At 64.3% G+C, this 22,558-nt stretch carries 19 protein-coding genes; 12 read left to right on the top strand and 7 right to left on the bottom strand.

Annotated features, from left to right (window positions below; all coding sequences use genetic code 11):
* Positions 1 to 128: 128 nt before the first annotated feature.
* The gene (locus tag AC3WN8_RS15690; protein ID WP_222991311.1) at positions 129 to 275 is read right to left on the bottom strand and encodes a lmo0937 family membrane protein; all 147 of its coding nucleotides are present in this window, start codon (positions 273 to 275) and stop codon (positions 129 to 131) included.
* A gap of 137 nt (positions 276 to 412) precedes the next feature.
* On the opposite strand from AC3WN8_RS15690, the gene AC3WN8_RS15685 reads away from it, so the two are divergent.
* From AC3WN8_RS15685 to AC3WN8_RS15665, 5 genes are all read left to right on the top strand, one after another.
* Positions 413 to 1,510: a DmpA family aminopeptidase gene (locus AC3WN8_RS15685; protein ID WP_492670409.1), complete on the top strand. Its 1,098-nt coding sequence runs from the start codon at positions 413 to 415 to the stop codon at positions 1,508 to 1,510.
* 25 nt (positions 1,511 to 1,535) lie between these two features.
* Complete coding sequence (locus AC3WN8_RS15680) at positions 1,536 to 2,876, top strand: MFS transporter (RefSeq protein ID WP_492670385.1); 1,341 nt, start codon at positions 1,536 to 1,538, stop codon at positions 2,874 to 2,876.
* Between the two features lie 392 nt (positions 2,877 to 3,268).
* Complete coding sequence (locus tag AC3WN8_RS15675) at positions 3,269 to 6,307, top strand: TonB-dependent receptor domain-containing protein (RefSeq protein WP_492670384.1); 3,039 nt, start codon at positions 3,269 to 3,271, stop codon at positions 6,305 to 6,307.
* Between the two features lie 41 nt (positions 6,308 to 6,348).
* Complete coding sequence (locus tag AC3WN8_RS15670) at positions 6,349 to 7,938, top strand: tannase/feruloyl esterase family alpha/beta hydrolase (protein WP_492670383.1); 1,590 nt, start codon at positions 6,349 to 6,351, stop codon at positions 7,936 to 7,938.
* A 20-nt stretch (positions 7,939 to 7,958) separates the two neighbouring features.
* The gene (locus AC3WN8_RS15665) at positions 7,959 to 9,203 is read left to right on the top strand and encodes an MFS transporter (RefSeq protein ID WP_492670382.1); all 1,245 of its coding nucleotides are present in this window, start codon (positions 7,959 to 7,961) and stop codon (positions 9,201 to 9,203) included.
* Positions 9,204 to 9,357: 154 nt separating this feature from the next.
* Here the strand turns inward: AC3WN8_RS15665 and AC3WN8_RS15660 are convergent, their stop codons facing one another.
* Genes AC3WN8_RS15660 through AC3WN8_RS15650 form a run of 3 tightly spaced genes read right to left on the bottom strand, consistent with a single transcriptional unit; the run spans position 9,358 to position 12,860 of the window.
* On the bottom strand, positions 9,358 to 9,678 hold the full coding sequence (locus tag AC3WN8_RS15660; protein ID WP_492670381.1) for a non-heme iron oxygenase ferredoxin subunit: 321 nt from the start codon (positions 9,676 to 9,678) through the stop codon (positions 9,358 to 9,360).
* A 34-nt stretch (positions 9,679 to 9,712) separates the two neighbouring features.
* On the bottom strand, positions 9,713 to 11,338 hold the full coding sequence (locus tag AC3WN8_RS15655) for a thiamine pyrophosphate-binding protein (RefSeq protein ID WP_492670380.1): 1,626 nt from the start codon (positions 11,336 to 11,338) through the stop codon (positions 9,713 to 9,715).
* 1 nt (position 11,339) lies between these two features.
* The gene (locus AC3WN8_RS15650) at positions 11,340 to 12,860 is read right to left on the bottom strand and encodes an NAD-dependent succinate-semialdehyde dehydrogenase (RefSeq protein WP_492670379.1); all 1,521 of its coding nucleotides are present in this window, start codon (positions 12,858 to 12,860) and stop codon (positions 11,340 to 11,342) included.
* 115 nt (positions 12,861 to 12,975) lie between these two features.
* Here AC3WN8_RS15650 and AC3WN8_RS15645 point away from each other — a divergent pair, with 115 nt between their 5' ends.
* Positions 12,976 to 13,776, top strand: coding sequence for an aspartate dehydrogenase (locus AC3WN8_RS15645; RefSeq protein WP_492670378.1), 801 nt, complete (start codon positions 12,976 to 12,978; stop codon positions 13,774 to 13,776).
* A 33-nt stretch (positions 13,777 to 13,809) separates the two neighbouring features.
* Here AC3WN8_RS15645 and AC3WN8_RS15640 read toward each other — a convergent pair whose 3' ends face one another.
* Positions 13,810 to 14,595, bottom strand: a complete 786-nt coding sequence (locus tag AC3WN8_RS15640) for an alpha/beta fold hydrolase (protein WP_492670377.1) — start codon at positions 14,593 to 14,595, stop codon at positions 13,810 to 13,812.
* A gap of 1 nt (position 14,596) precedes the next feature.
* On the bottom strand, positions 14,597 to 15,583 hold the full coding sequence (locus AC3WN8_RS15635) for a DODA-type extradiol aromatic ring-opening family dioxygenase (RefSeq protein ID WP_492670376.1): 987 nt from the start codon (positions 15,581 to 15,583) through the stop codon (positions 14,597 to 14,599).
* A 268-nt stretch (positions 15,584 to 15,851) separates the two neighbouring features.
* Here AC3WN8_RS15635 and AC3WN8_RS15630 point away from each other — a divergent pair, with 268 nt between their 5' ends.
* Positions 15,852 to 17,120, top strand: a complete 1,269-nt coding sequence (locus tag AC3WN8_RS15630) for a Rieske 2Fe-2S domain-containing protein (protein ID WP_492670375.1) — start codon at positions 15,852 to 15,854, stop codon at positions 17,118 to 17,120.
* Positions 17,121 to 17,264: 144 nt separating this feature from the next.
* Here the strand turns inward: AC3WN8_RS15630 and AC3WN8_RS15625 are convergent, their stop codons facing one another.
* Complete coding sequence (locus AC3WN8_RS15625) at positions 17,265 to 17,987, bottom strand: GntR family transcriptional regulator (protein WP_492670374.1); 723 nt, start codon at positions 17,985 to 17,987, stop codon at positions 17,265 to 17,267.
* 167 nt (positions 17,988 to 18,154) lie between these two features.
* Here AC3WN8_RS15625 and AC3WN8_RS15620 point away from each other — a divergent pair, with 167 nt between their 5' ends.
* The 5 genes from AC3WN8_RS15620 to AC3WN8_RS15600 are packed head-to-tail and all read left to right on the top strand — an operon-like array spanning position 18,155 to position 22,490.
* Complete coding sequence (locus tag AC3WN8_RS15620; RefSeq protein WP_492670373.1) at positions 18,155 to 19,321, top strand: Rieske 2Fe-2S domain-containing protein; 1,167 nt, start codon at positions 18,155 to 18,157, stop codon at positions 19,319 to 19,321.
* Positions 19,318 to 20,166 (top strand): alpha/beta fold hydrolase, encoded by an 849-nt coding sequence (locus tag AC3WN8_RS15615; protein WP_492670372.1) that lies wholly within the window; start codon positions 19,318 to 19,320, stop codon positions 20,164 to 20,166. The genes AC3WN8_RS15620 and AC3WN8_RS15615 overlap by 4 nt, the downstream gene beginning before the upstream one ends.
* Positions 20,163 to 20,456, top strand: coding sequence for a hypothetical protein (locus AC3WN8_RS15610; protein ID WP_492670371.1), 294 nt, complete (start codon positions 20,163 to 20,165; stop codon positions 20,454 to 20,456). Before AC3WN8_RS15615 ends, AC3WN8_RS15610 begins: the two co-directional genes overlap by 4 nt.
* Positions 20,456 to 21,268, top strand: a complete 813-nt coding sequence (locus AC3WN8_RS15605; protein WP_492670370.1) for a DODA-type extradiol aromatic ring-opening family dioxygenase — start codon at positions 20,456 to 20,458, stop codon at positions 21,266 to 21,268. Before AC3WN8_RS15610 ends, AC3WN8_RS15605 begins: the two co-directional genes overlap by 1 nt.
* Entirely contained in the window at positions 21,261 to 22,490 is a 1,230-nt protein-coding gene (locus tag AC3WN8_RS15600) for an NAD(P)/FAD-dependent oxidoreductase (RefSeq protein WP_492670369.1), read from the top strand. Before AC3WN8_RS15605 ends, AC3WN8_RS15600 begins: the two co-directional genes overlap by 8 nt.
* Positions 22,491 to 22,558: the final 68 nt, after the last annotated feature.

Below are 22,558 nucleotides of genomic sequence, written 5' to 3'. Positions count from 1 at the left end.
TGTTGACGCATCCCCGGATTGCCGCGCTTCGATCCGTAGGATCGAAGTTCATCCTGAGCGCCTGCCTTGGCAGGCAGTCGAAGGGCTCGCAATGACGATGGTGAAGCAGCCCGGCCTCACCCGAAAAGCTAGACGACGCGACGGCCGGTGAAGAGCTGGATCAGCCCCACGATGACCGCGATTACCAGCAGGATATGGATCAGCCCGCCGGCGACGTGGAAGGCGAAGCCCAGCAGCCAGAGCACCAGGAGGATGACGGCAATTGTCCAAAGCATCGATTTATACTCCGAAGGATCGATCGCGTCCGCTAAGGGGCGCATGAAGATCAAACGTGGTGGCGCAGTTAAGCGTTCCACGGACCGGCAATGAGGGGAACAGGGTGAGGAACGGACTTGCGACGACAGCGGCGGCGATGGTGCTGGCCATGGCGATCGGCGGTACGGCGCTGGCGGGGCCGCGTGCCCGCGATGCGGGTGTCGTGGTCGGCATCCTCGAACCCGGGCCGCTCAACGGCATCACCGATGTCGAGGGCGTGCGCGTCGGGCAGGTGACGCTGGTCGAGGGGACGAAGATACATACCGGCGTCACCGCAGTGCTGCCGCATGGCGGCAACATCTTCCAGGACAAGGTGCCCGCCGGCTTTGTCGCGGAAAATGCCTTCGGCAAGTTCATGGGGTCGACGCAGGTGGCCGAACTCGGCGAGGTCGAGACGCCGATCCTGCTGACCAACACGCTCAATGTCGCGGAAGCGGCGGCGGGCGCGATCGAATGGACATTGGCGCAGCCCGGCAACGAACAGGTGCGCTCGGTCAATGCCGTGGTCGGCGAAACCAATGACGGTTACCTCAACGACATACGCGGCCGCCACGTCACCAAGGCCGATGCGCGCCGCGCGATCGAGACCGCGAAGGGCGGTGCGGTCGAGGAAGGTGCGGTCGGCGCCGGCACTGGCACCGTCGCGTTCGGCTGGAAGGGCGGCATCGGCACCTCGTCGCGCAAGCTGCCGGCATCGCTGGGCGGCTGGACGGTCGGCGTACTCGTCCAGTCCAACTATGGCGGTGTACTCAACATTGCCGGCGTGCCTGTCGGCGTCCGGCTCGGCCAATATGATTTCAAGACCGAGATCGAGCAGCGCAAGGCCGACGGATCGGTGGTGATCGTCATCGCCACCGATGCGCCGGTGTCCGACCGCAATCTGCGCCGTATCGCCGAACGCGCCTTTGCCGGTATCGCGCGCACCGGTTCGAGCTTCTCCAACGGATCGGGCGACTATGCCGTCGCCTTTTCGACCAATAAGGCGGTGCGCCGCACGCCCGAGCGCCGTTCGGCGACGGCATCGGTCGAGACCATTCCCAACGACGACATGTCGCCGCTGTTCCAGGCCGTCGCCGAGGCGACCGAGGAAGCGGTGCTCAATTCGCTCTTCACGGCGAAGACGGTCGCGGGCCATAACGGCACGATCGAAGCGCTGCCGCTCGATCGGGTGCTGCCGATGGTGAAGCGGCGCTGAAGGGGCGGCTTGGGGAGCGGGTAACATGAAGCACGAAGAAACCGCGGACCTGCCCTATCTCAAGAAAGTGGTCGGCGCGTCGATGGCGGGCACCGTCGTCGAATGGTATGAATTCTTCCTCTATGGCACTGCCGCCACCCTGGTGTTCGGCAAGCTGTTCTTCCCCAATTCGGGCAACGAGCTGGACGGGATCATCGCCGCCTTCGCCACCTATGCCGTCGGCTTCATCGCGCGGCCGCTGGGCGGTATCGTCTTCGGCCATATCGGCGACCGGATCGGGCGCAAGTCGCTGCTCCAGTTCAGCCTGGTGCTGATCGGTGTCTCGACCTTCCTGATGGGCTGCCTGCCCGTCTACGCATCGATCGGCTATTGGGCGCCGGCCTTGCTGGTGCTGCTGCGCTTCGTCCAGGGCTTCGCGCTCGGCGGCGAATGGGGTGGCGCGGTGCTGCTGGTGACCGAGCACAGCCCCAATCGCAGCCGCGCCTTCTGGGGCAGTTTTCCCCAGGCCGGCGTGCCGCTCGGCAATCTGCTCGCCACCGTCGTGCTGCTGATCCTGTCGGCGACGCTTTCCGAAGAGGCGTTCCTGTCCTGGGGCTGGCGCGTCGGTTTCTGGCTGTCGGTGATCATCGTCGGCATCGGCTATTATATCCGCACCCAGGTGACGGACTCGCCGATCTTCGAAGCGGCGAAGGCGCGGATCGAACAGCAGGCCGATGCCGGCTATGGGCTGACCGAGGTCTTTCGCCGTTATCCGCGCGGCGTGTTCACTGCGATGGGCCTGCGCTTCGGCGAGAATATCCTCTATTATATGGTGGTCACCTTCTCGATCACCTATCTCAATCATCTCAAGGTCGACACGACCCGCATCCTGACATTGCTGTTCTTCGCGCACATCGCGCATGTCGTGCTGATCCCGCTTTACGGCGCGGCGGCGGATCGCTGGGGGCGACGGCCCGTCTATATGCTGGGCGCCGCGCTGACGATGGTCTGGCCGTTCGTCGCCTTTCCGATGTTCGGCACGGGCGAGACCGTCCAGATCCTGACCGCGATCATCCTGGGGCTGGCGGTCCATGGCCTGATGTACGCGGCGCAGCCCGCGGTCATGGCGGAGATGTTCCCGACGCGGATGCGCTATTCGGGGGTGTCGCTCGGCTATCAGGCGACGGCGATCGTCGCCGGATCCTGGGCGCCCCTGATCGGCACCGCGCTGCTGCGCAGCTATGAGGACTGGACGCCGATCGCGATCTACATCCTGTTCGCCGGCGCGGTCAGCCTGGGTGCGGCGCTCTATATGCGCGAAACCCGTGGCGCATCGCTCGCCGCGCTCGACGTCGAGGATCGCGACCGGATGGCGCGCGCGGGATAGATCGGCGGCGGCATCGCGTCGCCGATTCCCCCGGCATCGAAACGGAAGTCGGGGCTGGTCCGGCTCGCCGATGGTGTGCCGGCAGCATGTTCGCATGCTGCCGGCGATCGAAAGATCCGAGAGCGTTGTGCAGGCGATGCATGGCGCTCGTCATACCTGTCACCGCGTAAAATCCCTGAGTTTCCTGGCTTTCGTTGCTTCGTGCGGGATGTGGTTCCGGCCAATTGACTCGTCATTTAATGTATGCATAATACGGCATACATTAAATCAAGAGCGGAACTCGGCACACCTCCACCCCTGTTCGCGGACCTCGATCAACGGCCGGAAACGGTCTGTGTCCGCAGGGTAGAGAGCCGAAACGCCGAACATGCAGTCAGGGAGGGATGGGGCAAATGGCTTTGAAGACGGGAATGCGCATTTCGCGACGGGCAATGCTGCTGGCGACGTGTATCACGGCAACTCTCGGTGGCGGTCAGGCTATCGCGCAGGACGGTTCGGATGCGGTCGCCGCGCAATCCGATGCGGCCGCGCCCGAAGCCGCCGATATCGTCGTCACGGGATCGCGGATCGCGCGGCGTGACCTGACCTCGAACAGTCCGATCGTGACCACGAACGAGCAGGCGCTTGAAAATACCGGTGCGGTCGAACTCGAGCAGAGCCTGTTGCGGCTGCCCCAGTTCACTCCGGGCGGTACCCAGTTCCAGACCGCATTGCTGATCGGCGGCAATGTCGGGCAAGGCGCCCTAAATCTCCGCGGATTGGGATCCGCGCGTAACCTGGTGCTGCTCGATGGCCGTCGCGCGCAGCCGGCCGCCGCCAATCTCCAGATCGACGTCAGCTCGATTCCGGCCTCGCTGATCGAAGGGGTGGAGGTGATCACCGGTGGTGCCTCGGCCGTCTATGGGTCCGACGCGATCGCGGGCGTCACCAATTTCAAGCTCAAGCGCAATTTCACCGGCATCGAACTCGCGTCGCAGGTCGGCGTCACCGAACGCGGCGACGGGCGAACCGTCGATACCAGCCTGACGGCCGGCGCCAAATTCGCCGGCGGCAGGGGATCCGCCATCATGGCGCTGAGCTATTATGATCGCGCCGCCATATCGATTGGCCAGCGCGACTATTTCGACAGGACTGCGGCCGCTGGACTGGGCGGAACGACGATCTTGCCGGAGGGTGTCTATCAGCCTGGCCTCGCCGGGCCGGTCGGGCCCGCCGATCTGGCGACGCCCTATTTTCTTCCCTTCGGCAATCGGCCGTCCTCGACTGTGCTGACGAGCCTGTTCAACACGCGCTATGGCGTTCCCGGAACCGTTTCGAACAGTTCCAACCTGAGTTTCAATGCCGACGGGAGCTTGTTCACGCAAAGCGCTGGGATACGGAACTATCGGGGCGCGGGCATCGACAGCGGCTATTATCTGAACACCGCGAACAACCAGCTCGTCTTTTCAAGCAACCAGGATCCCAACCAGCTGCTTTCCACCGCGCTGAAGCGCTACGGCGCATTCGGGCGGGTTTCCTACGAACTCACCGACGATGTGCGCTTTTTCGCCCAGGGGCTCTACACCTCGACCGAGACCACGCTGAAGATCCCGTTGACGCTGGCCGGCTTCAACGTGTGGGACCTGGTGGTGCCGGTAACCAATCCGTTCATTCCGGCGGACCTCAAGACCGTGCTCGCCTCACGCCCGCAACCCAACGCGAATTTCGCGATCACCAAGGGGATCACCGTCTTCGGTCCGCGCGCGCAGCATCGCAAGACGGATACCTATCAGTTGCTGGCGGGCCTGACCGGCAAGCTCGGGACCGGGGACATGAGCTGGGAAATCTACGGATCGCACGGCAAGACCAAGATCGATGCGCCGATCTCCGGTGCGGTCTCGTACCAGGCGCTCGAACGATTGCTGTTCGCATCGGATGGCGGCGCCAGCCTGTGCGCGGGCGGTTTCAACCCGTTCGGCAACAATCCGGTTTCGGCGCAGTGTATCGCCTTTGCGAGCCGTATCGCGCCGTCCTTCTCGTCGCTGACCCAGGACGCGGTGGAAGCAAGCCTGCAGGGCAGGCTGTTCACGCTTCCCGCCGGCGAAGCGCGCTTCGCCGCTGGTGCCGGCTATCGCCGGAACGGCTTCGAATTCCGGAACGATCCGGTACTCGAAAACGGCCTGCCGACGGCGGATCTGATCGCGCTTTCGCCCTCGAACGCGACCGACGCGAAAACCGAAGTGAAGGAGATGTTCGGCGAGCTGCTGATCCCGTTGCTGAAAGATATTCCGGCGATCCAGGAACTCTCGCTCAACATCGCCTATCGCTATTCGGACTATGATACGACGGGTGGGGCGCACACCTACAAGGCCGATCTCAGCTGGCAGGTGGTCGATGCCTTGCGTCTGCGCGGTGGTTACCAGCGCGCCATTCGCGCCCCCAATATCGGCGAGCTGTTCGGCGGATCGGTCGCCAATCCTCCGTTCATCGGCTTCACCGCGCTCGGCCAGGGCGATCCATGCGACATCGCCTCTACATTCCGGGCGGCGGGCAATTCCCAGGCCGCCAAGGTTCGGACGTTGTGCGTCGCGCAGGGTGTGCCGGCGTCGCTGGTCGACAGCTTCAGCTTCCCGGTGCCCCAGGTCGGGGGATCGACGATATCGAACGAAGCATTGACGCCCGAAAAGGCGGACACTTTCACCATCGGCGCGGTCTTCCGGCCGAGATGGCAGAGCGGTCCCTTCAGGAACTTCACGCTGACGGTCGATTATTACAATGTCGAGGTCAGGAACGCGATCAACTTCATCCCCGCCGCGACGTCGCTCCGGAACTGTTTCAACGAACTCGGTTCGAATCCCGATTTCGATCCGGCCAATCTGTTCTGCCGGCAGATCATGCGTTCTGCGGGCGGCCAGATCATATCGCTCGATACCCGCCCCGTGAATTCGGGTGGGATCAAGACCGATGGCGTCGATTTCCAGCTCAACTGGCGGTTCGATCTGGGCGAAGGCGGTAGCGCGCTCAGCCTCGACATACTGGGGAGCTACGTCAACAGCTTCAAGATCGCCAGCCTCGATACCCTGCCGTTCCTGGACTATGCGGGTACGGTCAATGGTCCACTCGGGCCGCAGGCGAAATGGCGGGTCAACACCACGCTCGGCTACAGCACCTCTTCCGCGAGCCTTGGTCTTCGATGGAATTTCCTCGATGCGATGCGTTCGGCCACCAGCGTGACCACACCGACGACGCCCCGACCCGGTGTGCCTTCGTACAGCAGTTTCGACCTGTTCTGGCGGGCGAAGGTGGACGCGGCGTTCGAGCTTTACGGTGGCGTGAACAATCTGACCGACAAGCGGCCCCTGGATGTGGACGGCATGCCGGGCCAGACCGACCCGTCGCTTTACGATCCATTGGGCCGGCGCTTCTATCTGGGTGCGAAGCTGCGCTTCTAGAGCAGGCTGCGTCACCACCGAACGATCCCTGGGAGAGGGCGATGCGATACCTTGTGAACCGGATCATCGCGGCAATAGGCTTGGCTCTGTTGTCGATGCCATCGCCCGCGGCTGCCCAGCCCGCCATTGCCGGGCTCGATGCCGATATCCGCCCGGCAATGGCCTGCGAGGCGATGACGAAGCGCGATTTCATCGCTCTTGCCGAAGCGCCGGCCACGATCCTCTCGGCGCGAACGGTGGCCGCGTCCGCCGCCGTTGGTGAATATTGCGACATCGTCGCTGTCGTCGCGCCGCAGATACAGGTGCAGTTGCGATTGCCCATGTCGGGCTGGAACGGGCGCTACCTTCAGCAGGGCTGTGGCGGCCTGTGCGGCACCTTGGGCTATATCGAAGGCTGCACGACGGCCCTGGCCGGCAAGTTCGCCGTCGCCGCCCAGAATATGGGGCATGTCGGCGGTGGGCCGGCACTGTGGGGCGGTGTCGAGCAGTTGCGCATCGACTATGGCGCCCGATCGACCCATGTCGCGTCGATCGCAGCCAAGGCGATCGTTGCGGCCTATTATGGAACGCGGCCGGGGAAGTCGTATTTTCGCGGCTGTTCGACGGGCGGCCGGGAAGGATTGATGTCCGCGCAATATCATCCCGGAGACTTTGACGGGATCATCGCCGGCAATCCCGCTTTTGCCGGGCGGCTGGGCGCGTTCGCCAACAATTGGGACGCGCGCCAGTTGCTGACGCGCGATGGCACCCCTGTGTTCAGCGACGATAAGTTGAAGCTGCTGCATCGCGCGGTTCTCGCGAAATGCGACACGCTGGACGGCCTCGCCGACGGCATCCTGAACGATCCGCGGCAGTGCAATTTCGACGTGCGATCGATCGCCTGTCCGGCCGGGAAAGACGCGGCCGATTGCCTGTCCGGCGTGCAGATCCGCTCTGCCGAGAACATCTATGGCGGCGCACGCAACAGCCGCGGTGAGCGTCTGTTCCCGGGCCATTTGATGTTCGGCAGCGAGGTCGGATGGAACGGCTTCTTCCTGCGCGCGCTGACCAACAATTATCTGCCGTATCTCGCATTCGAGAAGAATCCCGATGGCCCCTATGGTTATTGGGATTTCGATTTCGATGCCGATGCCGCCAAGGTTGAGAAAACGGCCGCGCTTTACGATCCCGTGCCGCCACGCGGCCGTCCCGATCTGGGCGCATTCCATGCGCGCGGTGGCAAGCTGATCCTGTATCATAGCTGGTCCGACGAAGGGACCTCGCCCCTCGCCGCGCTCGATTATTACGCCAAATTATGGGCAAGGGACGGGCTCGATGCCACCCGGCAATGGTTCCGTACCTTCATGATCCCCGGCATGCTGCATTGCCGCGGGGGAGAGGCGCCCAACGATTTCGACATGCTCGAGCCGATGGTTCGATGGGTGGAAAAGGGTGAAGCGCCCAATGCCGTCGTCGCGACGCAGCGTCGGCCCGACGGCGGAGTCGTGCGCACGCGACCGCTCTACCCCTATCCCGAATATGCGACCTATTCGGGCAAGGGGTCGGCCGATGACGCGGCGTCGTGGCGGCCGGCTCGGCCAAAGGGCACGCCGCGCGACGATATCGACTGGATCTGGAAGCCTGCGGATTAAGCCGATTCGGGAGTGAGTGGATGCAAGGCGATCTAAGGCGCGGCGATTGGGGGCTGGTCGCATCGGCGGTGCTTGGCGTTGCGGTATCGTTGATCGCCGTGGCGCTGATCCCGCTGTCGGTATTCCTCAAGCCGTTGAACGCGGCCTTTGGATGGGGGCGCGGGGAGATCTCGTTCGCGATCACGGTCATGGCGCTGTCGATGGCCGGGGCCATGCCGATCGCCGGCGCACTGATCGATCGGTTCGGCGTGGTCCGGCCCGCCATCTGTTCGATCCTCGCTTATGCTGCGGGCCTGGCCGCGCTGCCCATGTTGATCGATCATTTCGGTATTGCCGGTCTCTATGCCGGGGCGTGCTGGATTGGCGTGACAGGCTCTGCGTCCAGCTCGGTGATCTACGTCAAGGTCCTGTCCGCGGCATTCGACAGGTCGCGCGGACTGGTGCTCGGTTTTGCGATGAGCGGTATGCCGCTGGGCGCGGCGATGGCGCCGATGATCGCCGTCACCTTGATCGAAAACGGTGGTTGGGCCGCCGGCTTCCATGGTCTGGCGTTGCTCCCGGTCGTGATTGGCATTCCCATGATTCTGGTGGTGGGACGCCGGGCTCGGCCGTCGCGGGAGGGTGCGCCGTCCGTTGAGCGCGGGGCTGTTGGCGAGACGATCGGTCAGGCTGTCGCCACGCGAAGTTTCGGCACGATGTTGGTCGTGTTTCTGCTTGCCGCGGTGGCGCTGCATGGCATCCAGATCCACCTGCCTTCGCTGCTTTCGGATCGCGGCCTCTCGCCGCAGATGAGCGTCGCGACGATGAGCGGCATGTTCGCCGTCTCGCTCGCGTCACGCATCGTCTGCGGATATCTGTTCGATCGGTATTTCGCGCCTTGGGTCGGGGCCATTTGCTTCGCGTTATCCGCCGCTGGTGCGGCGATGCTGATGTTCGCGGATGACGGTGCCCTGCAGATCGCGGTCGCCGTCACCTTCCTGGCGATCGGCACGGGCGCGGAAACCGATCTCCTGGCGCTTCTGGTCAGCCGCTATTATGGCGCTCGTGCCTTTGCCCAGATCTATGGCTGGATCTTCGCCGCCTTCATGATCGGCAGTGCGATCGGGCCCTATCTGGTGGGCGAGGCATTCGATCTCACGGGAAATTACAGAGCGGCGTTGGGCTGGTCTGCAATGGGGTTGCTGCTGTCCACCATATTGCTTGCCACCTTGCCGCGCTTTGGACGCGGGGCGGAGAAAGCGGGCCGCGCGGCAGCGCCGGCCTGAAGTCGATCCCGTTCGGATCGACTCCGATGCTCTGTCCGGTTTTCGCGATTTAGAGCGATTTCGAGGCAGGGGATTCGGCCTGTCTCGAAATCGCTCCAGCTTCGCTGCCTATGACTCCGGGCTGGCAGATAATCCTGCAGCCGCCTGCGCGGGTTCAGCCCGCCGTATCGGCGTAGAGCGCGCCATTCCTCAATTCGACCCTGTAGGTCTTGAGGGGGCGCGTGCAGGGATATTCGGTGGGAGCGCCGGTGCGGATATCGAAGGCGCCGCCATGAAGCGGGCAATAGATGATGCCGTCTTCGACGTCCCCGCCCGACAGCGACACCAGCGCGTGAGTGCACATGTCGTCGGTCGCGAAATATTCGTCGCCGAGCCTGTAGACGGCGATGCCGTCGTCGAACCCGGGCGGGGTAACCTGGACGACGCCGTTTTCCCGCACGTCGTCGGCCTTGCATAGAAAGATGAGGTCGCTCATCCAGAGTCTCCGGTTTTCGGTGATGCGCCGCGCCTCAGGCGTCGGGCTTGTCCTTCTTGAGGACGAGGGCGTCATATTCGTGGCTGTCGACGATCGCCTCGACGATCATCGGCCCATCGGCGGCGAAGGCCTTGGCCAGGGCCGCGCGGAATTCCTCCGGCGTGCGGGTACTCTCGACGGGCACGCCGAACAGATTGTCGCCGCCGATCGTGCCGGTCGCGCGCACGGGCGTGCCGTAGATCGGGTTGCCTTTCTTCTCCTGCTTGATGCGGATCAGCGCCAGGTCGTTGTCGGTCAGGACGATGACGACGATCCGGGCATTGTGGCGCACGGCGGTGGCGAGCTCGCCGACCGTCATCAGGAAACCGCCATCGCCGACCACGGCGCAGACCGGCCGTTCGGGGTGGACCAGCTTCGCGGCGATCGCGGCCGGAACGCCGAAGCCCATGGTCGACCAGCCATTGGTCATGATCTGCGTTCCCGGCGCCGGCGTGCGCCAGAGCTGCCCGATCAGATGCGTGTGCGCCCCGACATCGCAGGTCATGATGCCATCGGCCGGCAAAAGGTCGCGCAGGATGGCGAGCGCCGCACGCGGCCCGAAGGGACCGTTGCCCGGCTCCAGCGCGGCGAACATCGCGTCGCGCCGTTCCGCCAGTGCCGTCAGGTCCCAATCCCTGGTGCCGGCGGGCAGCGCCAACAATGTATCGATGCTCGACATGATATCGCCGACGACATCGATGACGTCGGGATAGGTGGCGCGGTCGATGTCGGCGGGTTCGATGTCGAGGCTGACCAGCGGTACCTCGGCCATCCAGCTCTCATAATTGAACTCGATGGGGTCGTAGCCGATCGCGACGACCAGATCGGCTTCGGCATGGGTCACGCCCACCTGATCGCTCAGCGCATGGAACAGGATGCCGGCATAATTCGGATGATCCTCGGCAAGCAGGCCCTTCGCCATCGGCGTCAATATCACGGGCAGTCCGAAACGCTCGGCAAGCGCCCGCGCCTTTGGCCCGGCGCCCGCAGCGACCGCGCCCAGGCCGAGCGCGAGCACCGGTCTGCGCGCATCGGCGAACAATCGCGCTGCCCTGTCCAGTGCATCGGCGTCGGCGGCGGCGCGCGCCACCGGCGGTTCGAATTGGAGGACTTCTTCGCCCGCTTCCTCCGCCGACATGCCGACCGGCAGGCCGATATGAACCGGGCCGGGGCGTCCCTCCATCGCGACCATGGCGGCATCGAAGATCGTCGCCTTGACGCCGTCCGCGGTCAGCCGGGTCGTCTTCTTGGTGAGCGGCGCGAACAGCGCCTGATGATCGATGCCCATCTGCACGGTGCGGCCGCGCAGCTTCTCGCCGAATTCGTCGGTGAGCGCGATCATCGGCGAACGGTCGAGCAACGCCTCGCCCACCCCGGTCGCGAGATTGGTCGCGCCGGGCCCGAAGGTGCCGAAACAGACGCCCGGCTTGCCGGTCAGGCGGCCATAGACATCGGCCATCATGCCCGCGCCGCCTTCATGCGTCGCCAGCACGAACTCGATACCGTCGGCCTTGCGGAGCTCCTCCATATAATCGACCCAGCCACCGCTCGGCACGCCGAAGACATGGGTGACGCCGATTTCCCTGAGTGCCTCGACGACTTTTTGTGCGACCTTGGCCATATTATCCCCCTTTTTGAGACATGGACGATGTGGCGGGAGACAGACCCACACACATATATTTGAGCTCGGTGAATTCGTTGATCCCGTGGCGGGATCCTTCGCGACCGAGCCCGGATTGCTTGATGCCGCCGAACGGGATCGGCGCGCCCGTCATCGAAACGGTGTTCACCGCGATCATGCCGTATTCGAGCGCGTCGGCCAGGCGATGCGCACGCGCCAGATCATTGGTGAAGACATAGGCGGCCAGGCCATATTCGCTGGCATTGGCCGCTTCGATCAGCGCCGCCTCTTCGTCGAAGGGAAGCAGCGCGGCGACGGGGCCGAAGGTTTCCTCGTGCATGATCTTCATCGCCGGCGTCACATCGGCTAGCACCGTCGGCGCGAAGAAGAGCCCGCCGCGCGCATGCGCGCCGCCGCCCGCGATCAGGCGCGCACCCTTCCCGATGGCGTCGGCGACATGGTCCGCGGCCTTGTCGAAACTGCGCCGGTTGATCATCGGGCCGAGTTCGACCCCCGGATCGGTGCCGTCGCCGACGATGATCCGCGCCGTTGCCGCGGCAAAGGCCGTGACGAAGGCGTCGTAGATCCCCCGATGCACGAAGATGCGGTTGGCGGCGAGGCAGTCCTGTCCGCTGGTCTGGAACTTTGCGGCGGCGGCCGCTTTCGCCGCCGCGACGACATCGACATCGTCGAAGATCAGAAAGGGGGCATGTCCGCCCAGTTCCATCGACAGCCTTTTGAGCGTCGGTGCGCACTGCGCGGCGAGGATACGCCCGACATGCGTCGATCCCGTGAACGACAGGCCGCGGACGCGCGGATCCCGGCACAGGGCGCCGACCAGGGCAATGGGGTCTCCGGTCAGGACGGAGAAGACGCCGGGCGGAATGCCGACATCGGCGGCCAGCTTGGCGAGCGCCAATGCCGAAAAGGGCGTTTCGCCCGAAGGAACCGCGACGACGGTGCAGCCTGCGGCAAGCGCGGCCGACGCCTTGCGCGCCAGCATTGCCGAGGGGAAGTTCCAGGGGGTGACCAGGCCGACGACGCCCAGCGCTTCGCGCTGCGCCAGCAATTTGCGGTTGGGCAGATGGCTTGGGATCACCTCGCCATAGACCCGGCTGGCTTCTTCCGCGAACCAGCGGATGAAGCTTGCGCCATAGTCGATCTCGGATGCCGCATCGGCAAGCGGTTTGCCCTGCTCCGCCGTCATCAGTTCCGCCAGTTCGGCCCGCGCCGCAAGAATCGCGTCGGCCCAGGCAAGCAGCAGCGCGCCGCGCTCACGCGGCAGCAGCCCCTTCCATGCCGGCAAGGCAGCCGATGCGCCGGCGATGGTGGCGTCCATTTCGCCGATCGGGAGATCGGGCACGCTGCCGATGACTCTTCCCGTCGCGGGATTGGTGACGGCGATCCGTTCCGCTGCCGTTACCCAGGCGCCATTGGCATAGGCGCGCTCGCACAGCAGCCGCGCGGCGCCTTCGCGCGGCGCGGTGTGTGTCCGCGCTTGGATCGGCCTGGGGGCGGGCATGTATTTTTCCTCTGGAATAAATTGCTTCTGTCTATCGCGAATTAATGTATACAGTATCCATTAAATTTGTCCAGCCCGGCGCGGCCGGGATGTGATCTTTTTGATGGAGGGTGGATTGAAGGTCGGAATTGCGGGCTTTGGCGTGATCGGGAAGGCCGTCGCGCATGCATTGGTGCGGGGGGTCGAAGGGGCCAGGCTGGAAGCTGTGACGAGTGGCGATGCGGAGAAGGCGCGCGCGGCACTCGCCGCCTTTCCCGAACCGGTGGATGTCGTTTCGGCGGAAGCGCTGGCGGCGCGTTGCGACGTCATCATCGAATGCGCACCGACCGCGGCGTTTCTCGACATCGTTTCGCCTGCTCTGGCTGCGGGGCGGCAAGTGGTGACGGTCAGTGCGGCCGCGCTGATCGAGAATATGGGCGTCGTCGATCTGGCGCGCGAATCGGGCGGACGGATCATCCTCGCGACCGGCGCGCTGCTCGGCCTGGATGCCGTTCGGGCGGCGGCGGAAGGAGAGATCTTCTCGGTGACGATGATCACGCGCAAGCCACCGCGTTCGCTGTTCGGCGCGCCGTATCTGCTTGCCAATGGCATCGACATCGATGCGCTTTCCGAGCCGCTTCGGGTGTTCGCCGGAACGGCGCGCGAGGGCGCGGCCGGCTTTCCGGCGAACGTCAATGTCGCAGCCTCGCTGGCGCTTGCCGGCATCGGCCCGGATCGCACGCAGCTTGAGATCTGGGCGGATCCCACGCGCGAACGGAACACCCATCTGATCAAGGTGGATGCCGACAGCGTCCGTTTCGAGATGATGATCGAGAACATACCGACGCCTGAAAAGCCGGGAACGGGCAAGGTCACCGCGTTGTCGGTGATCGCCGCGCTCCGCAGTCTGACCTCGCCGCTGCGCGTCGGCACTTGAGCCGATCCGTGATCGGCCACCGGACCATGAAGATCAGCCGGTGGCCGATGGGACATGGCCGATCTCGGTCAGCCAGTTTTCAAGCGTGGCGTTGAAGGCGTCGGGGCGTTCGAAACAGGCTGAGTGGCCGGTGCGCGCAAGCTCGACATAGCGCGACCCGGCCACCTGTCGCTGAAAGGCGCGGACGGCCCATGGCGGGAACAGGATATCCTCCTCCCCGACGATGAAGAGCGATGGAATGCCGGTCGCGGAAAGCGCCTCCGCGGTGAAGCTCGGCATCTCGCCCCGCAGCGTCCTCAGGGTCGTCGCGTTGAAGCCGGCGATCTGGGAATAGAGCGTCGCGAAGGCTGGCGACTGGCGCTGGATCGTCGTTCCCAGCACCCGGGCGATTTGCGGAAGATCGGCTGTCCGCGCGGCATTTTCGGCCATTCGGGCGGCAATATCGGTCGGCAATATCGCCTGAGAGAGGCTGTCGGCCATCACCAGCCCGGCAACACGATCGGGGTGGGTGCAGACGAAGCCCAGGCTGGTGCCGCCGCCCATCGACTGGCCGACCAATACGCAACGGTCGACCCCGGCGGCGTCCAGAACGGCTTTCAGATCGTCGATGAAGCCCGCGCGGCCCAGTCCCTCGGCATCGGATGAAAGGCCGAAACCGCGATGATCCCAGGTGACGATGCGGAACCGGCCGGCGAGTGCCGCAATCTGCGGAAACCAGCTCGCATGATTGCCGCCGACGCCATGGCTCAGCACCAGAGCCGGGCCTGCGCCCGCACTTTCGTAATAGAGCCGGCTGGCGCCGCGATCGACAAAGGCCATCTCAGCGCCAGACCGCGAAGGTCATGCCGCAGCCGGTGCCGGCAAGGCTGCGATAGCAGGGAACATAGTCGATCAACTCCATCTCCATGCCTTGCACCGCGCCGGCGAGCGCGGACCAGCAGCGGAACTCGGAATTGCCCGATTGCAGTTTTTCCAGCGGCAGATTGGCATGGTCTTCGGCGGTGCCGCTGCGCATGATCTCGATAAAAGCCCTGTCGAATGCCTCGTCGACCACGAAATGGCTGAGGCCGCCGGTCGCCACCACCGCGACGCGCAGATCCTCCGGCCAGGCCTCGATCGCGGTGCGGATCGCTTCGCCCAGGCGATAGGCGCGCAAGGGATGGAGATTGTTGGGCGGATAATAGGTGTTGATGCTCACCGGAATGCTGGCGATCGGCTTTTCGGGCATCATCCGGCGATAGACATAGCCGAAGGAATGGCTCATCGCCTGATCGTCGCGCATATGTTTCGAATGGGCGGGATCGAAGCCGCCGGCCATCAACTGCTCGATCAGACGATAGGCGAGGTCGGACGCGACCGGATAATCGACCGGTTCCTGCCCATACCATAATTCCTGTTTCAGCGTCGGATCATATTTCCACTTCATGATGCCCTGGGGGCGATAGGGCACGGTCTCGCCCCAATAGACCGACAAGGCCGGCATATTGTCGTCCTTGAACACTTCCTTGTGATCGTCTCCGATGATGATGACGATGTCGGGATCGGCTTCGGCGAGCAGGCGTGCGGTTTCGGCGATGGCGCGCTGGTTGGCCGCGTGCCGCGCGTCCATCCGCTCATCGGTGATTTCGTCGGCCAGGCCGGGGTCGGCGCGTTCGAGCAGTTCGTCGAACTGGACCCGGGCGCCGCTGTGATCGTGGAGCACGAAGAAATTGCGGTCGTCGGTCTCGGCGCGCGCGCCCCAGGCCGGGGGCTCCATCAGCAGTGCCGGACTGTGGGATGAGCCGATACCCAGAACGATCTTCGCCATATTTCTCGCCTTGCATTTAATGGATGCAGTATACGTACATTCACTTTGGCGAACGCGCAAGACGCGACGGTGGGGCGATCCCGCCCCTTGCGGAAGGCTTCTCATTTAATGTATGCGGTATACATTATGACGATCCGGTCGCTTCTATCCGCATTGTCGCGACTGATGATCGCGCAGGGGCTGGCCGCGGCGCGCGGGCAACGGGGCGGCATGTTCCTGGCGCTCGGCTTTGTCGGATCGGATCATGGGGTTTGCGAGGGAGAGAGCGATGTTGAGTGCGGAAGAGAATGAGCTGCTGACCCGCGTCGGGCCGGGAACGCCGATGGGAAACGCCTTTCGCCGGTTCTGGCTTCCCTTCATGCTCTCGTCCGAACTGAAGGCCGATGCGCCGCCCCGGCGCGTCCGCCTGCTTGGCGAGGATCTGATCGCCTTCCGCGATACGCTCGGCCGGCCGGGGCTGGTCGATCGCTATTGTCCGCATCGCCGCGCGGACCTTTATTATGGCCGCAACGAACAATGCGGGCTGCGCTGCGCCTATCATGGCTGGAAGTTCGACGTGGACGGCAATGTCATGGAGATGCCGGCCGAACCCGCCAACACGCCGCTGCTCGCGGAGGTGCGGATCAAATCCTATCCGATGCGCGACTGGGGCGGCGTGATCTGGGCTTATATGGGTGATGCGGACAGGATGCCGCCGGAGATCCCGCAATTCGAATGGGGGACGGTGCCCTCGCATCGGCGCTTCATTTCGAAGCGGCTGCAGCAGAATAACTATGCGCAGGCCGTCGAAGGCGGGATCGATTCCTCGCATGTCGGCATCCTGCACAGCCTGCTCGATCCTGACACCAGCGTGCCCTTTCGCCAGCGGCAGCAGCCGATCAATCCCAATCTGCCGCTGATGGCCAAGGATACGTCACCGCGCTTCTTCGTGCGCGATACCGATTATGGCTTCATGGTCGGCGCCCGGCGGCTCGCGAGCGAAAGCGACTATTATTGGCGGGTCACCCAGTTCCTGCTGCCGTTCCACACCATGATCGCGCGCTGGGATGGCGAACCCGTGGTCGGCCATGCCTGGACGCCGATCGACGACTATAACACATGGACATTCACGATGACCTGGCATCCCGAACGGGATTTTGTCGATGGCGAGCAGGATCCGCATGAGATCCATGCCGACCTGGTCGATGAAATCGATTTCATGCCCGTCGCCAACAACCGCAACGACTATCTGATCGATCGCGAGCATCAGCGGTTGCGCAGCACCACCGGCATTCGCGGAATCGGTGCGCAGGATGCGGCGATCCAGGAAAGCATGGGGCCGATCGTCGATCGTTCGCGTGAAACCCTGGGATCGGGCGATGCGGCGATCGTCCGTTTCCGCCGCCTGTTGCTGAAGATGGCGCGCGATCTGGAACAGGGGATCGAACCCGCGGCCGCGACCGGGGCGGATCTTTACCGCGTGCGATCGGCCGGCATGATCCTCGATCGCAACGTCGATTTTGCCCAGGGGCTCGAATCGCGGATGCGCGTGGCGTGACGATATGCGCCGGGCATCGCGATGCCCGGCGCTTCGCGTTTCATACGCGATCTCGAAGATGCTGACGCATCCTCGATCGGTTCGCTCAAGCGCCGCGCGGGCTGATACCAGATCTCGATGAGTTCGACTCATCGAGATCTGGTATCAGTCGGTCGTGCGTGGCCGGCGCGGCCGGCGCTTGACCTGCACCGGTTCGCTGCTGCCGAAATCCTCGGGCGTGCTGATCACCAGCTTGCTGACTTCCAGCATATAATTGCGGGTCGCCTCTTCGGCGGCGGGGCCGTCGCCGGCCTCGATCGCCCGGAGGATGCGGTCGTTATGATCCAGGTCCATTTCCCGATAGGAGTCTTTCTTGAAGAGCTCGTTGCGGGCGGGAAGGAACTGGTCCTCGATCATCAGCGCGCAGCGGCGCAGCGGTTCATTGTCGCACATCTCGCGCGTGCCGACGCGGAACTGGTGGATGGCGTCGACATAAACGGCATATTTGCCGGTCTCGTGCGCGCGCTTCGCCTTGTCATAGGCTTTCCGCAGCGCCTTCACCGCCTCCGCGTCGTTCTTGGTGGCGGCATAAAAGGCGACCCTGGGATCGAGCAGGATATGCACTTCGATCCGGTCGGCGAAACGCTTCGGCGTATCGACGGGCAGGGTATAGCCGCGTTCCTCGCTGACGAGCAGGCCGTCGCGGATCAACTGGAACAGCGCTTCGCGCACCGGGGTCCGCGAAACGCCGTATTTCTCGGCAAGCTCGAATTCGTAGAAGCGCTGGTGCGGCTCGAAGCTGCCTGCTTTCAGGTCTTCCTTGATCAGGTCGTACACCTGATCGCGCAACCGTCGTCCTTGTACGACCTGAGTCGCTGCCTTTGCCACTTTTCTCGCTCCCATATGTCGTCGGAAGGCCGTTGGGAAAGCTCGTATATATGGCTCTTCCGAGTAGCGTAACCTCTTAATGGATGCACGAACAGGTTTTGACAGCCTTTTCATTTTGTGCATACTGCATCCATTAAATGCATTCAATCCATGGCAGGGGTACGGGAATGGAGAGGTCGACGTTCGTCGATGAAGCGCTGTTGAAGAAGGTGCCGCGCTGGCGCGACTATCTTGAAGCGAAGCTTGGTTTTCGGAATCACTGGTATCCGGTCCGGCTGTCGCGCGACGTGCCGGAGGCGCAGGTCGTGCAGGTCACCGTCTGCGGCGAGAAGATCCTGCTCAAGCGGATCGACGGCACGGTCCGCGCCATTCGCGATCGCTGCCTGCACCGCGGCGTACCCTTTTCGCAGAAGATCGAATGCTACACCAAGGGCACGATCACCTGCTGGTATCACGGTTTCACCTATCGCTGGGACGACGGCATGCTGACCGACATCCTGGCCTCGCCCGACAGCAAGGCGATCGGGCGGCAGACGCTGCGCACCTATCCAGTCGAGGAAGCCAAGGGCATCGTGTTCGTGTTCGTCGGGGACCAAGGCGCCGAGCCCCATCCCCTGGCGGAAGATGTCCCGCCGATGCTGCTCGACGACGACATGGTGCTGGAAGGCGATTCCTATGTCGTTCCCTCGAACTGGCGCGTCGGCTGCGAGAACGGCTTTGACGGCCTGCACGTCTATATCCATCGCAGTTCGCCACTGGTGCCCGACACCCAGCGCTCGCTGCCGATCGGGCACACCGCGCAATCGGGCCAGATCGTCATTCACGACACCGATGGCGAGCCGAAGGGCGTCTATGACTCGTTCGCGCATCACAATGTCCTGTGGGACGGTGCGATCGGCGGAGAGGTGGTGGTCAAGGGCGTGCGCAGTCCCAAGACCGACGGCAGCGCGACACGCACGACCGCCGCGTCGCTATGGCTGCCGGGGGTATTGCGCGTCGACGATTTCCCCGATGCGGGCAGGCACCAGTTCGAATGGTATGTGCCGATCGACGAGGACAATCATTATTATCTGATCATGATCGGCAAGCGCTGCGCGACCGATGCGGAGGCGCACGCCCACCGCCAGGAATTCTGGAATCGCTGGAAGCCGGTCTCGCTCGACGGCTTCAACAATCAGGATATCGAGGCGCGGCTGGCGCTCCAGACCTTTTACAAGGATGACGGCGCCTGGCTGCAGGAAATGCTGATCGAAGGCGACATGCCGATCGTCAAATGGCGCGAGCTGTGCCACGCGCATAATCGTGGCGTCCAGTCTCCTGGAGACCTGCGATGAGCCTGTCCCCGATCATCCATCCGGGCTTCGCTTCGCGCTCGCTCGAAGCCGATGGGCTCGAGACCCATTATCTCGAAGGCGGCGACGGTCCGGCACTGGTGCTGGTGCATGGCGGCGGGGCAGGCGCGGACGGCTGGGGCAATTGGCGTTCCTGCATCGACGCCTATGCACGGCATTTCCGTGTGCTGGTGCCCGACATGCCCGGCTTCGGCCGTACCGCAAAGCCCGACCCGGCCGACTATGCCTATGATCAGGCCGGGCGCACGCGTCATCTGATCGCCTTCCTCGATGCGCTCGGCGTCGCGCAGGCGCATCTGGTCGGCAATTCGATGGGCGGCGCGACCGCTCTTGGCATGGCGATGGAGCGGCCCGAACGCGTCGGCAAACTGGTGCTGATGGGCAGTGCCGGGCTCGCCATCGCCAATCCCGATCCATCCTATATGAAGCATCTGGTCGGCTATGATTATACGATCGAAGCGATGCGGCGGATCGTCGAGGCGCTGACCGCGTCCGGCCATGCGATCGATGAAAAGGCCGTCCTCTATCGTCACGAAATCATGCAGGACGAGCACGCCCGCAAGGCGTTGAAGGCGATCGTCTCTTCCAAGCTCAGCTATGAACGCGATGCGATCGCGGCGGTGAAGACGCCCACGCTCGTGGTCGGCGGCAAGGAGGACAAGGTCGCGATCCTGGCGCGGACCTATGGCTATCTCGAGCTGCTCGAGAATAGCTGGGGCTTCGTTCTGCCGCATGTCGGCCATTGGGCGATGATCGAGGCGCCCGGCGAATTCCTGGCCGTCACCTCCGCCTTTTTGCGTGACGACCTGTTCGGAGTGCGGCGATGACCGACAGCTATCGCATCAACCGCATGATCCAGGATCTGAACGGCGATCCGGCGGCGCGCGAACGGCATCGCGCCGATCCGGTCGCGACCTACGTCCGATACGATATCGATGCCGGGGAACAGGCGCTGCTGGCCGATGGCTCGATCGCGGCGATGACGCGGCTGGGCGTGCATCCCAATCTGCAGATGAAATGGATGTTCATCGATGCGAAGGGTGCGCCGTCCGGACCCGGTCCGCTAGCCTCGTTTATCGACCGGCTGCTTGCCGGCGCCGGTACGGAGGTCAGCTGATGGGACGGATCGTGGGTGGTTTCGCCACGTCGCATGTCCTGTTCCCGCCCGATGGCGTCGAGGTGCAGGCCGAACGGGTGTTCGCGGGCATGATGGCGATCCGCGCGGCGGTGCGCGCGCTGGCGCCCGACGTGCTGGTGGTGGCCTCGGGCGATCATCTCAACAATTTCACGCTGCGCCAGCAAGTGACCCTTGCGGTCGGCATCGCCGATATCTTCACGCCCTGGGGCGATATGGGCATTCCGCAAACCCCCTTTGCCGGACATCGCGCCTTTGCCGAGGGGATGGCACGCCACGCCGCCGGGGCCGGTTTCGACCTGGTCCAGGTCGAGGAGGTCCGGCCCGATCATGGGCTGATGCTCACCAAGCTGATCGGCGATCCGCAAGGCGACTGGCCGGTCGTGCCGGTCTTCATCAACAGCGCCATGCCGGTGCCGCCGACGCCGGCGCGCTGCTTCGCGCTGGGCGAGGCGTTGCGGACCTATGTCGAGGATGAGAGGCCGGGGGACGAACGTGTCGTCGTCATCGGTGGTGGTGGCTTGTCGCACTGGCTGCGGGTGCCGGGACAGGGCAGGGTGGCCGAGGATTATGATCGGCGTATCCTTCGCGACCTGGTCGAAGGACGCGCGCGTGCGTTGGCGGGGATCAGTAACGCCGAACTGCTTGCCGAAACCGGCAATGGCGGGCTTGAGGTCGCGTCCTGGCTGTTCATGGCCGGCACCCTGCCTGCGCGCGCGCGGGGCGAGATCGTCTATTATGAACCGGTGATCCAATGGGGATCGGGCATGGGGGGAGTCGCCTTTCATGTCTGAGCCCATCGGAAACCGCCTCGTCATCGTCGGCGCCGGGCTTGCCGGCGATCGTTGCGCCTTCGCCGCGCGTGCGGCCGGCTTTGCGGGAGAGATCGTTCTGGTCGGCGCCGAGACGGTCCGCCCCTATGATCGTCCACCCTTGTCCAAAAAGGTGCTGAAATCGCCGGGCGAGGAAGATGCGATCTTCTATCGTGGCGAGGCCGATTATGCGGAAGCCCGGATCGACCTGATGCTCGGCCGTCCCGTTGCTGCCATCGATCGGATCGAGGCGTGTGTGGTTTTCGGCGATGGCGATCGGCTCCCCTATGACACGCTGGTGCTGGCGACGGGGTCGCGGCTGCGCGTGCTGCCCGATCTGCCCCACGGTGCGCCGGGCATATTCTATCTGCGCGATCGCGAGGATGCGGTGCGGCTTCGCAAGGCCTTTGCAGAAGGCGGGCGCGTCGCCGTCGTCGGCGGCGGCGTGATCGGGCTGGAGGCGGCGGCGTGCGCGGTGTCCCATGGTCTTTCGGTGACCGTCATCGAACCGGAAACGCGCATCATGGCGCGTGCCTGCGGTGAGACGATGGCGGCGCTGCTGACGGAGCGGCATCGTGCCGCGGGCGTTGAGATTCGCTGCGGCGCCGGCCTGCGCGCGGCGGTGCGCGAGGGCAGGTATCACCGGATCGCACTTTCCGATGGCGGCACCGTCGAAGCGGAGATCGTCATTGTGGGCGTCGGCGTGATCCCCGAAACGCGCCTTGCTGCCGAGGCTGGTCTGGATGTCGTGCCGGGCGGTATCGTCGTCGATGGTCAGGGGCGCACGAGCGACCCCGCGATCCGCGCGGCGGGAGAGGTCGCCTATCATTACAATGCGCGAACCGGCGGCCATGAGCGGCAGGAGAACTGGCATCATGCGGCGGCGCATGGCGAGCATGTCGGTCGTACGATCGCCGTGGCCGAGGCGGATTATGCCGAACTGTCGGGTTTCTGGACCGATCAATATGATCTGTCCGTGCAAGCCGTCGGCCGCCCGGTCGCCGCGCACGATGTGCTGCGCGGCCACCCGGCGGACGGGCGCTTCATCGTCTTCCATCTCGATGGCGGGGTGCTGGTCGGGGCGACCGGCGTCAACGCTGCGAGCGAACTCAGGCAAGCCAAGGGGCTGATCCGGGCGGCCGTTCCCGTCGATCCTGCGAAACTGGCCGATCCGGCGGTCAAGGTCGGCGCCGCGACGGCGTGAAGCTAGAGTCGATCCGGTTCGGGTTGAACCGTATCGACTCTCGACTTCCCTTGTTCTCCGTGATTTCC

Source organism: Sphingobium sp. FW305-3-2-15-F-TSA7 (assembly GCF_058787155.1).
Note: the sequence above shows the minus strand (reverse complement) of the source record. Positions and strands in the feature narration are given on the sequence as shown.